Source organism: Devosia sp., from assembly GCF_041917035.1.
GTDB lineage: Bacteria > Pseudomonadota > Alphaproteobacteria > Rhizobiales > Devosiaceae > Devosia_A.
In genome coordinates this window covers 1-11,388 of record NZ_JAYRYM010000127.1, presented here as the reverse complement: position 1 = coordinate 11,388, position 11,388 = coordinate 1, and the positions used below count along the sequence as shown (strand labels likewise).

At 67.7% G+C, this 11,388-nt stretch carries 11 protein-coding genes; 10 read left to right on the top strand and 1 reads right to left on the bottom strand.

What is annotated here, in order from left to right:
- Positions 1-494: hypothetical protein (locus ACE3TU_RS13485; protein ID WP_374624996.1), on the bottom strand; the 494-nt coding region annotated here is incomplete at its 3' end.
- Between the two features lie 378 nt (positions 495-872).
- On the opposite strand from ACE3TU_RS13485, the gene ACE3TU_RS13480 reads away from it, so the two are divergent.
- From ACE3TU_RS13480 to ACE3TU_RS13435, 10 genes are all read left to right on the top strand, one after another.
- Positions 873-2,090 (top strand): ROK family protein, encoded by a 1,218-nt coding sequence (locus ACE3TU_RS13480; RefSeq protein WP_374624994.1) that lies wholly within the window; start codon positions 873-875, stop codon positions 2,088-2,090.
- Positions 2,091-2,225: 135 nt separating this feature from the next.
- Entirely contained in the window at positions 2,226-2,543 is a 318-nt protein-coding gene (locus tag ACE3TU_RS13475) for an STAS domain-containing protein (RefSeq protein WP_374624992.1), read from the top strand.
- On the top strand, positions 2,540-2,908 hold the full coding sequence (locus tag ACE3TU_RS13470; protein WP_374624990.1) for a response regulator: 369 nt from the start codon (positions 2,540-2,542) through the stop codon (positions 2,906-2,908). The genes ACE3TU_RS13475 and ACE3TU_RS13470 overlap by 4 nt, the downstream gene beginning before the upstream one ends.
- Positions 2,905-4,887, top strand: a complete 1,983-nt coding sequence (locus tag ACE3TU_RS13465) for a chemotaxis protein CheA (protein WP_374624989.1) — start codon at positions 2,905-2,907, stop codon at positions 4,885-4,887. The genes ACE3TU_RS13470 and ACE3TU_RS13465 overlap by 4 nt, the downstream gene beginning before the upstream one ends.
- Positions 4,884-5,387: a chemotaxis protein CheW gene (locus tag ACE3TU_RS13460; RefSeq protein WP_374624987.1), complete on the top strand. Its 504-nt coding sequence runs from the start codon at positions 4,884-4,886 to the stop codon at positions 5,385-5,387. The genes ACE3TU_RS13465 and ACE3TU_RS13460 overlap by 4 nt, the downstream gene beginning before the upstream one ends.
- A complete protein-coding gene (locus ACE3TU_RS13455) occupies positions 5,384-7,129 on the top strand; it encodes a methyl-accepting chemotaxis protein (RefSeq protein WP_374624985.1) in 1,746 nt (581 codons plus the stop codon). The genes ACE3TU_RS13460 and ACE3TU_RS13455 overlap by 4 nt, the downstream gene beginning before the upstream one ends.
- Positions 7,130-7,141: 12 nt before the next feature.
- Complete coding sequence (locus ACE3TU_RS13450; RefSeq protein WP_374624983.1) at positions 7,142-7,591, top strand: chemotaxis protein CheW; 450 nt, start codon at positions 7,142-7,144, stop codon at positions 7,589-7,591.
- Between the two features lie 26 nt (positions 7,592-7,617).
- Positions 7,618-8,487: a protein-glutamate O-methyltransferase CheR gene (locus tag ACE3TU_RS13445; protein ID WP_374624981.1), complete on the top strand. Its 870-nt coding sequence runs from the start codon at positions 7,618-7,620 to the stop codon at positions 8,485-8,487.
- A gap of 5 nt (positions 8,488-8,492) precedes the next feature.
- Entirely contained in the window at positions 8,493-9,614 is a 1,122-nt protein-coding gene (locus tag ACE3TU_RS13440) for a chemotaxis response regulator protein-glutamate methylesterase (RefSeq protein WP_374624979.1), read from the top strand.
- Positions 9,611-11,287, top strand: coding sequence for a hypothetical protein (locus tag ACE3TU_RS13435; RefSeq protein WP_374624977.1), 1,677 nt, complete (start codon positions 9,611-9,613; stop codon positions 11,285-11,287). Before ACE3TU_RS13440 ends, ACE3TU_RS13435 begins: the two co-directional genes overlap by 4 nt.
- Positions 11,288-11,388 lie beyond the last annotated feature (101 nt).

Below are 11,388 nucleotides of genomic sequence, written 5' to 3'. Positions count from 1 at the left end.
CCTGCCCTCGGGCGACCCAGCCTGAAGTTGCAGAGTGCGACGGACAGGCGCGAGCGGCTCTCGAGGTCGTCGAGATCGACTTCGGCGCGGACGGCCGGGAGCCTGGCCCGCACGAGATCGGCGACCTCGTGCAAGTAGAGGCGGAAGACCACTATCCGGACCGGCCGGAGGGCGGCCAGCCACTCCAGCGCGCCCGCACGGTGGTCGTTCACCTGCGCAAAGTCGGCATGGAAGCCGGATCGCATCGCCAGAAGCGGGAAAATCAGTGCCGCACGCCGCTTCCAGGCGGGCGCCGGCCCGACCGCAAGGAAGTGTATCGAGGCGGCGGACGGTACCGGGGGTGCCCCCTCCTCCTGGTCCCCGGCGACCAGCACATGAACGGAATAGTCCCGGCTCAGCACCTCGAGCCATGCCCAGGCGCGCAGGTTGCGGCCGGCTCCCCGGGGGTCAGGAACGACCGGGGTGATGAGCAGGAGATCGGGGCGCTCAGCCATGGCGCGACGGCTCCAGGGGGGCATGCACAGCAAGGACGGGACGCGCCGTGCGCAGGCGGTCTGGCCGGGCCAATACCACCGCACCAAAGGCCGCGGCGAAGTGCGCTTGTTGCTTTCCGGCCTTCACAAGGGTCCTGGTGGCGGCTGCGTTCAAACGACTGCATCAGGTCGAGCGGCCTGCCTGCAAATCCGTTCCAGGCAGTCAAACGGAGTCGAGCGGCGATGCTAGTGCATGTCCCGTCATACCGACAAGCTCGGCATCGACGGGGGGGACGGCGAACCTCCCCGCGTCCATTTTGCGTCGTCCCGCCCAGCAATGGTCACCATCCGTAACCTTTGCCGAGTATGAAGTGACGCGATGAGAGCCGGAACTTCAGCGTGAGCGCCAGACCAGACACCGAAATCGCCGAGCCGGGGACAAGGAAGATGGCCGCAGGAGAACTGCGGGCGATCAACGAGCGGGCCGTCCTGACGGCCGTGGCGGCAAGCGAGGGTCTGTCCGGGGCCGAGATCGCCAGGCAGACGGGTCTTGCCGCGCAGACGGTATCGCGCATCCTGCTCGATCTCGAGGGCGCCGACCTCGTCCTACGCGGCGAGCCACGCCGCGGCATGCGCGGACAGCCGGCCACCCCGATCCTGCTCAACCCCGACGGTGCCTACTCGCTCGGCTGCGAACTGGGCTGGCGGCACATCGAGATCGTGCTGCGCAACCTTGGCGGCGAGATCCTGGCCCGGCATCGACGCGACTACCCCTTCCCCGATGCGAGAACGGTGTTCGGCGAAATCGGCTCGCTTTCCCGCTCGATGATCGCATTGCTGCCAGCAGATCGGCAGGCGCGGCTGGTCGGGCTCGGACTGGCCATGCCCGGAAGCATCGCCCGCAACATCGACCTGGTCGGCGGCACCGCCGCCGATGCGTCGCTGTGGACCGGCCTGAATGCTGTCGCTGAAGCGGAGCGCGCCACGGGCCTGAGGGTCTGGCCCTTCAACGACGGCAATGCTGCCTGCTGGGCCGAACTGTCCGCACTGCCGCGGCCGCGGCCGGCCAACATGTGCTACTTCCTCGTCAGTACCTTCATCGGGTCGGGGATCATTGCGGACGGCCGGCTGTGGGAGGGCCCAACGGGCAACTCCGCAAATCTCGGCTCCATGCTGGTCACCGACCGGGACGGACGCGAGAACTTCGTGCACCTGCTGGCTTCCCTCATGGCACTCGAGACGAAGCTGTTCGTGGCCGGGCAGCACGTGCCGACCGGCAATCCGGTGCAGTGGGACTGGGGGGCCTTCGAGCCGGTCCTTTCCGAGTGGATCGAGAACGCGGGGCGGGCGATCGCGCTCGCCATCGCCAATACCGCGGCGGTGTCGGAGCTGCATTTCGCGGTGGTGGACGGGGTCATGCCCGGCCACATCGTCGAGCGGCTGGTGGACTCGGTTCGCCGCCAGAGCAACGACCTGCCCACCCTGACCTTCAGTCACCCGGACATCGTGCGGGGTACCTACGGCGTTGCCGCGCCGGCCATCGGCGCAGCCCTGCTGCCGGTTCACCGGCAGCTGTTTTCGCGCGAGGTCGAAGACCTCGCGACGGCCGAGCGCTGAGCGCCCGTCGATAAGCCACGCCAATTGATTAAAGTTCGCTCGGATCGAGCAGCTTTCGCTTAGCTTGTTAAGTTCATCCTTGGAAGGAATTTAATCAGGACCCGTTCTCGGGCTCCTGCGAGAGGTCTTTTGGCTGTGTCCGAAGTTGCCGTTCCAGATGAGATTTGCCTGCGCAACGCCCGTGACTGGGCCGAGAGGCTGGCCACCTTGGTCGTGACCGGGGCGGATGTGAGCCTCGACGGATGGCGGTTCACAGCCGTGGACGTCGCAGGCGTCCAGCTCCTCATGTCTGCGCATAGGACGGCGCAGCACCTGGGGGCGCGTTTCTCAGTCCGCCTGGCCGTCTCCGGCGCCCTGCACGACGCCCTGGTCAAACTCGGTGTTGCCGACGCGGACGGCCGGCCAATCCTCGATTCCCATCCCTTCGCACTGCAACCAGGACAGGCCGCATGAGCAAGACCATCCTTACAGTCGATGACTCCGCTTCCATCCGTCAGATGGTGTCGCTGACGCTCGCCGGCGCCGGCTACCGCGTACTGCAGGCAGCCAACGGCTCAGAGGGCTACGATGCCGCAGTTAGCGGCGAGCCGGACGCGGTCATCACCGATCTCAACATGCCGGTGATGAACGGCATCGAGTTCATCCGGAAGTTCCGCCAGCACCCGGCCGGTCGGGGCGTCCCGATCATCCTGCTGACCACAGAGTCCGACGCCGAGCTGAAGCGCGAGGCCAGGGAGGCCGGAGCGACGGGCTGGATCACCAAGCCATTCCAGCAGGAGCAGCTGCTTGCCGTGATGAAGAAGGTGGCGGGAGCATGAGTCAACCCGATCCCACCCAGACCTTTCGCCAGGAGGCGGGAGAACTTCTCGAGCAACTCGAGTCGGTGCTGCTCGACCTGACGCACCGACCGGATGACGCCGACCTGATCAACAGCGCCTTCCGCGCGCTGCACACCATCAAGGGCTCCGGCGCCATGTTCGGCTTCCAGAGCGTGGCCGACTTCGTGCACGAGTTCGAGACCGCGTTCGACCACGTCCGCAAGGGACGGACGCCCGCCAGCGCTGCCCTCGTGGCGATCGCGCTCGAGGCCCGTGACCACATCGCCGCCCTGATTGCCGACCCTGCGACGCCGGGTGGAAAGCAGATTCTCGAGTCGCTGCGCCGCCTCGTGACGATGGAGGCGCCATCCGTCGCGTCCGGCGAAGAATCGCCCGGGCAACCTGCCGCTGAAACCACCGGCCTGTGGCGGGTGACGTTCCGGCTTCCGGCGGACGTCCTGCTCAACGGCACCAATCCACTGCTGATGCTGGACGAGCTGCGCCAGATCGCGCCGGCCCGGGTCACCGCCCTTCCCGCCGCGATCCCCGCGCTCGACGCGATCGATCCCGAGGCCCTGTACCTGGGTTGGCAGGTCGACCTCGAGGCAGATGATCCTCGGGCTGCCGTAGAGGATGTCTTTCTCTTCGTCCGGGACGACATGGACCTCACCGTCGAGCGCCTGCCGGCCGTGGCACCGGCCGTTGCGGTCGCCGCCCCCGAGATTGTTCCGGCCCCGGACCGTTCTCCCCAGCACACTCCGACCGCTCCCGCGGGGCAGCCGGATCGCCCCGCTGCCCCGTCGCTGCGCGTTCCGGCCGAGCGCCTCGATGAACTGATGGACCGAGTCGGCGAACTGGTCATTGCGCAGGCCCGCCTGACCCAGATCGCGGCGCACAGCGCCGACCCGGGCCTCATCGCCATTGCCGAGGAACTCGAACGCCTCTCGTCGGGCCTGCGCGACACCACCATGGGCATCCGGATGGTGCCCATCGGTTCGCTGTTTTCCCGCTTCCGCCGGCTCGTCCATGACCTGTCGATCGAACTGGGCAAGGACATCTCCTTCGAGACGACCGGTGAGGACACCGAACTCGACAAGACCGTCATCGAGAAGCTCTCCGACCCCCTCGTCCATCTCATTCGCAACGCCCTCGATCACGGCATCGAGGCACAGGATCGGCGCCTCGCCGCAGGCAAGCCCGCGGGCGGAACCGTGCGTCTGTCGGCGACCTATGCGGGTGCCGAGGTGGCGGTGAGCGTCACCGACGACGGCGCGGGCCTCGATCCCGCCCGGATCAGGGCCAAGGCCGAAGAGGCCGGCCTGATCGCCCCTGACTCCCGGCTGACCGACGTCGAGCTCTACCAGCTGGTCTTTGCGCCGGGCTTCTCGACTGCCCGCGAGGTCACCGCCCTTTCTGGCCGGGGTGTCGGAATGGACGTGGTCAAGCGAACCGTCGAGGGCCTCCGCGGCAACATCGAGCTGACTTCAACTCCGGGCGCCGGAACAACGGCGACGCTGCGCCTGCCGCTCACTCTGGCGATCATCGACGGCATGCTGGTGCGCGTCGGCAGCGGCCGCTACGTAATCCCGCTCGCCGCCGTGCAGGAATGCGTCGAACTGCCGGACGCCTTTGCCGCTCTCTCGAGTGGCCGCAACTTCCTCGATATCCGCGGCAGTCTCGTCCCCTTCCTTCGGCTCCGGGACGTGTTCGAGACTCCGACCCCGCCCGAGGCACACCAGAAGGTGGTCATCGTCTCCTCTGGCGAGGGCCGCGTCGGTCTTGTCGTCGACCAGATCGTCGGCAACAGCCAGACGGTCATCAAGCAGCTCAGCAAGCTGCATGCCGGGGTGCGCTCGTTCTCCGGCGCGACCATTCTGGGCGACGGAACCGTCGCCCTGATCCTCGACGCCGCACACCTCGTGACCTCCGGGCAGTCGTATGTCGACCAGTCCCGCGCCCGCCTCGGGAGGGCCGCATGACCCCACATCCGTCCGCCGCGCCGCTGAAGGTGCTGACGTTGCGGCTCGACACCGAGACCATGGTGCTGCCGGCCGAGATCGTGCGCGAAATCCTCGACCTCGTGCCCATCGCCGAAGTTCCGAACGCACCGGTTCTCGTCGGCGGCCTGATCAACGTGCGGGGCCGCGTGGTGCCGCTCGCAGACCTGCGCGTGGCTTTCGACATGCCGCGCCCCCTCCCCGATCAGGACACACGGATCGTCGTCATCGAGATCGAGCTGGACGGTGAACCCACGGTGGTCGGCCTGTTGGCCGACAAGGTCTACGAGATCACCGAAATCGGCAGCGACGCCATCGAGGAAACGCCGCGGGTCGGCATGCGCTGGCGTCCGGAGTTCGTCCGCGGCATCGCCAAGCGCGATGGGGGCTTCCTCATCATCCCCGACGTCAACCGCATTCTAGAAACGCAGGGCGCCGGCAGCGCGCCCGACACAGCCCAGGAAGAAAGGCTTGCATCGTGAGCAACACTGTCAATACCCGTCCCTCCGAACCCCGGCGCCGGAGCTATTTCCGCTCCATCGGCGGCAAGATCGTGCTCCTGCAATTGCTGTCGATTGCAGCAATGGCCGTGATCGGCACGGTCGGCTTTGTCGGCATGAACACGATGCACACGGAAATGACGACGCTCTACAATGATCGCGTCGTGCCCATGGCGCAGCTGCGCGCCATTTCGGACGCCTACGCCGTCGAGGTTCTCGGCATGGCCGAGAAGGCCGCGAGGGGCGTGGTCGGCCTCACGGAGGCCGGCGAGACAGTTGCGACGGCGCGCGCCTCCATCGAGAGCGAATGGACCGCCTATCTGGCGACCTACCTGACCGAGGACGAGAAGAAGATCGTCGCGGACGTCCAGTCGCTGATGGTCCCGGCTGACGCTATCGTCGGACGGATCGGCACGATGATCGAGAGCCGCGACCTCACCGGCCTCGCCAATATCGTGGCCAGGGACGCCTACCAGGCGCTCGATCCGCTCAATGCCCGCCTCGACGACCTGGCCCACTACCAGACCATCGTGGCCGAGCAGATCGAGCATGAGGCCGAGTCCCTGTTCCAGATGCTCACCTGGGTGATCGTCGGCATCAGCCTGGCTTCCGCCGTGCTGGCCATCGTCGCGGTGCTGCTGACTTCGGGCGCCATCGTCAGGAACCTCAGGGCGGCCATCGGCCTCGCCAACTCGGTTGCGGCAGGCGACCTTTCGTCGACCCTCGAGGTGAAGTCGAGGGACGAAACGCGCGACCTGGTCGACATTCTCAACGGCATGACCGCCCGGCTGCGCAGCGTGATCACCGAAGTGACCGAGGCCACTCGCAACGTGGCGTCGGGTAGCCAGGAGATGTCCGCGACCGCCGAGCAACTGAGCCAGGGCGCCACCGAGCAGGCCTCCTCGACCGAGGAAGCATCCGCCTCGATCGAGCAGATCGCAGCGACCATCAAGCAGTCGGCGGACAATGCGAACCAGACCGAGCAGATCGCCCGGCAGTCGGCAACCGACGCGATCGCCAGCGGCGAGGCCGTTGGCAATGCGGTGGCCGCCATGCAGACCATCGCCGAAAAGATCATGGTGGTGCAGGAGATCGCCCGCCAGACCGACCTGCTCGCCCTCAATGCGGCGGTTGAGGCGGCTCGGGCCGGCGAGCATGGCCGCGGCTTCGCCGTGGTCGCCTCGGAAGTGCGCAAGCTCGCCGAGCGCAGCCAGGCTGCCGCCGCCGAAATCTCGACGCTGTCGGGTTCCACCGTCAAGGCAGCCCAGTCGGCCGGAGAGATGCTCGGCCGGCTCGTCCCCGACATCCAGCGCACGGCGAACCTCGTCGAGGAGATTTCTGCCGCCAGTCGCGAACAGAACGCCGGCGCAGCGCAGATCAATAGCGCCATCCAGCAGCTCGACAAGGTAACGCAGCAGAACACGGCTGCCGCCGAGCAGATGGCCGCTTCCTCCGAGGAACTGGCCAGCCGTGCCGAACAGCTGCAGGCCGCGATCAGCTATTTCAAGGTCGATCTGCAGCCGGCGCAGCCCAGCGTGGAGCGTCGCGTCGAAGCGGGTACCGTTCGCCAGAAGCCGCGGGCAGACCTGCGTGCCCAGGTCCTGGCGGCCGCACCCCATATCACGAAGGGCCAGGCGAGGCCGATTTCCGGTGGCTTCGACCTCGATATCGGCGAGGGCGGGGATGATCTCGACCAGCAGTTCGCCCGGCGCTCGGCAGCCTGACCGGGGGCCGAGATGACCGAACACGCGCAGTTTGTGACGCTGGGGGTGGCGGATGAAATCTTCGCCGTTCCCGTCGGCTCGGTGCAGGAGATCCTCGAGACTCTGCCGATCACCCCCCTGCCGCAGGCGCCGGCAAACCTGCTCGGCATGGTCGATGTGCGGGGGCAGACGGTACCGGTGGTCGACCTTCGGCTGACCCTTGGTCTGCCGGCCCGAGAGGACACGCAAAGCACACGCATCGTCGTGCTGTCGCTCGGCGGCCCGTCGAGCCCGCAGCACCTGGGGGTGCGGACCGATCGGGTCTTCGAGGTCACCGAACTCGATGACGGCGAGATGGAGCCTCCCGCCACCCTCAACGGCCAGTGGACAAACCACAGCATTGTCGGGATCGGCCGGCGCAAAGGCGCCTTCGTCACTGTCGTCGACTTCAGCCGAATGATCGGCGGCGTCCTGCCTCGCTGAGCCGGGGCGTCATGAGGGTCTCAGCCATGCACCGTCAAATCGCTGCGTCGAACCTTTACGAGGAGTCCAGTCTCCGCCCGGCCGACTACGACCGGCTGGCAGGGCTGCTCAGCCAGCGACTCGGCATCAAGCTGCCGTCGAACAAGCGCAGCATGCTCGACGTGCGTCTTCGCGGACGCATCCGGGAACTCGGGTTTGCCACCCACGACGCCTACTGTGATCATCTGTTCGGCGACGACGGCGGCCTCGATGCCGAAATGCAGCATCTCGTCGATGCGGTGACGACCAACAAGACCGACTTCTTCCGCGAGCCGGACCATTTCGACCTGATGCGCAACCGCCTCGTCGCAGAACTGCTGGCGCTGCGTCCCCGGGAGTCGAACCCTCGGCTCAAGCTGTGGAGCGCGGCCAGCTCCAACGGCGCCGAGGCCTACACGGCGGCGATGGTTCTGCAGGCCATGGCCGACACATACCGCTTCCGCTTCGCCATCCTGGGCACCGATGTGTCGATGCGCGTGCTGGCGCAGGCGCGTACGGCCGTCTACCCCGCCGACATGGTCCGGCCCGTGCCGGCCCGCCTCGCGGAGCGCTTTGTCCTTCATGCCCGCGACAGCCGCGCCGGAACGGTGCGCATCGCGCCCGAACTGCGCCGCCTCGTCCGATTCTCGACCCTCAATCTGATGGACCAGTCCTACGATGTGGACCGTGACGTCGATATCGTCATGCTCCGCAACGTCCTCATCTACTTCGAGAAGGCCGACCAGGAGGCCGTCATTGCCCGGCTGCTGGGGCACGTGAGGACGGGGGGCTTTCTGTTCCTCGGCCACTCCGAGGCGATGATCGGCAGCAGCATGGGGCTGGAGCAGGTCGCGCCCGCAGTCTTTCGCAAGAGCTGATGCAAATGAACCGCAAGATCCGCGTACTGATCATCGATGACTCCGCTTCCGTTCGCCTGGCGCTGAGCCAGATCATCGACGCCGACCCAGAACTCGAAGTGATGGGCACGGCGTCGGATCCCTATGTCGCCGTCGAACGCCTGCGCAAGGAGACACCGGACGTCATCTTTCTCGACATCGAGATGCCCCGCATGGACGGCCTCACCTTCCTCAGGCGGCTCATGGCGCAGCGCCCGCTGCCGGTGGTGATCTGCTCGAGTGTCGCAGAGGCAGGGTCAGACGTGTGCCTCAAGGCGCTCGAAGCGGGAGCCGTCGAAGTGGTCAGCAAGCCGCGCGTCGACACGGCGCAATGGCTGCACGAATCCAGCGTGCGCATCTGCGACGCCGCCAAGGCGGCCGCACACGCCAAGCTCGGCGGGCGACACAAGCCGGCCCCGCCAAGCGTCAAGATCGAAGCGAAGCTGACGGCGGATGCCATCCTGCCGCCGTTCTCCCCGTCGCGGCTGGCCGCGGCACGGGCAACCCTGCCGCGGACGGCCCCGGTGATCTGCATCGGCGCCTCCACGGGAGGAACGGAGGCCATACGCGAGGTTCTCGTCGGCCTGCCGCCGGGCTGTCCCGGCATCGTCATCGTGCAGCACATGCCCGAGAAGTTCACCGACGCCTTTGCGAGGCGGCTCGACACGCTCTGCGCCATCGACGTCAAGGAGGCCGAGCACGGCGACGCGGTCGTCGCCGGTCGGGCCCTGATCGCGCCGGGAAACCGTCACATGACGCTGGTTCGCCAGGGCACGCAGTACGTCGTCAACATCGTCGACGGTCCGCATGTCGCCCGCCACCGTCCCTCGGTCGACGTGCTGTTCCGCTCTGCCGCACAGGCGGCGGGCAGGAACGCCGTCGGCGTCCTGCTCACCGGCATGGGCGATGACGGCGCGCGCGGCCTGCTGGAGATGAAGCAGGCCGGCGCCCGCACCATCGCTCAGGACGAAACGACCTCCATCGTCTTCGGCATGCCCAAGGAGGCGATCGAGCGTGGCGCGGCCGACCAGGTCCTGCCCCTGCCCGCAATAGCCGCCGCGATGGTCGCGGCTACCGACCGCCCGGAGCGGCTGGCGGGTGTCTCTTGATCGCCCCCGGAACGGATCACCCGCCTCGTGCCCCGGTCTTCACGGACCGCCTCGGCGATCTCGGCCTCGCACAGGCCAGCGCGCGGATCGAAGCCGGCTTCCTCGCCGCAGGCGAGCGGCTGACCGGAAGCTCGCAGGTCCTCGAACGGCTTCTGGCCGCCTTCGACGGGCTGGTGAGGCAGCACGAGAGCCCTGCACTCGCTGCTGCGGCCACTGAACTCGAGGCCGTCGCCGACGACACGGGCATCGCCCTTGCCACGCTCGATCGCGAGCGCCAGCAGTATGCGGGCCTGCTCGCCGCAGTCTCGCGCTCCGAACGCCCCCTGGGTGACCTGCGGCGCACGGTTCGAATGATCGGCATCGTCGCGGTGAACGCGAGGGTGATTGCCGCCCATACCGATGACGCGGATGGCATCGAGGTCTTCACGGTCGACATCCGCACGCTCTCGGCGGCGGCGGCCGAAACCGTCGCCGAGTTTGCCGCCCGCCACGCCAAGGTTCTCGAGGCTCTGACCGCAAGCATCGAGCAAAGGCGGCGCTTCGAAACGCTGTACCGCGAACGGCTGGAGGCCCTCCCGGCAGCGCTGAAGTCGGCTCTCGATCGGCTGCGGCAATGGCAAGTCCAGTCTGCCCGGGAGGCCGGAGAGACCGCGCATCTCGCGCGAGGCATCGCGGGGCAGCTGGGGCGGGCGGTGATGTCGCTGCAGATCGGCGATTCCACCCGGCAGAGGCTGGAGCACATCGACGCCGACCTCGAGGATCGGGATCACCCGGACGCGAACTACGTCGCCGCACTGGTGACGCTGCAGGTCGCCCAGATCGAGGCGACGATCGGCACCTTCGAGGCGGAGACGGCCAGCGCCGTCGCGTCGATCGGCGGGATTGCCGACGCCGTCGACAGGATCGTCCGCAGCCGCGGCACGGCCGGGAGCAACGGCGGCGCGCCGAGCCCGCTCGGCGCGGTGGCCCAGATGGTCGACGAAGCGGTGGGCGTGCTCGAGGACTGCGCTACGGAGCTGCAGCAGTCGCAGCGCACGATCGACGCCGTCAATGCGGCCATCGTGGAACTCATCGGGTATGTCGAGACCGTGCGACGGATCGAAACCGAGATGCGTCTCGTGAGCCTCAATGCGGCCATCCGCTGCGCCCGCCTGGGCGACCGGGGCCGGGCGCTGGACGTGATTGCGCAACAGCTTCGCGAACTGACACGGGAGACGGTCAGTTCGGCAAGCGAGGCGATGGCCGGCCTCGAACAGGCCGGTGAACTGATGGCCGGAATGGGGAGTGGTCGCGAGGCGTCGCAAGGCCTGGACCGGGTCCGCGAGCGCGCCCGCCAGTCGCTCGCCAGACTGTCCGGCATCGATGAAGAGGCCGCTGCGGCACAGACCCTCCTTGCCACGGATGGCAGCCTCATCGTCCGCGATCTGAGAGCGGCGACCAGCGATCTTTCGGAACTCGAAGACGTCGTCGAGGCCCTGCGCGACGGTCAGTTCGAACTGACCGCCCGGCTACCCGAAGAGGCGCCGGACTTCGGCGCCGTGGCCGCCGCCTTCTCCGCCTACCGTGCGCGATACAGCATGGCGCAAGAGCGCGAGATCTTCGACCGCCTCGTCGGGACGGCCCCGACCACGGCAGCGGACGCAGACCAGGGCGTCGAGGATTTCCTGTTCTAGCCCGGGAACCGGCACGACGTCTGCGTCCGCGGCCGTCGCGTCTGGGCGATCCCGCAGAATGCTCAACGGGGGCGCCGGATCCCGGGGCTCTCCCCCGGCCG

Coding starts and splice junctions, on each gene's coding strand:
- ACE3TU_RS13470 (WP_374624990.1), top strand. CDS start 2,540: ATGAGCAAGACCATCCTTACAGTCGATGACTCCGCTTCCATCCGTCAG.
- ACE3TU_RS13465 (WP_374624989.1), top strand. CDS start 2,905: ATGAGTCAACCCGATCCCACCCAGACCTTTCGCCAGGAGGCGGGAGAA.
- ACE3TU_RS13460 (WP_374624987.1), top strand. CDS start 4,884: ATGACCCCACATCCGTCCGCCGCGCCGCTGAAGGTGCTGACGTTGCGG.
- ACE3TU_RS13450 (WP_374624983.1), top strand. CDS start 7,142: ATGACCGAACACGCGCAGTTTGTGACGCTGGGGGTGGCGGATGAAATC.
- ACE3TU_RS13445 (WP_374624981.1), top strand. CDS start 7,618: ATGCACCGTCAAATCGCTGCGTCGAACCTTTACGAGGAGTCCAGTCTC.
- ACE3TU_RS13440 (WP_374624979.1), top strand. CDS start 8,493: ATGAACCGCAAGATCCGCGTACTGATCATCGATGACTCCGCTTCCGTT.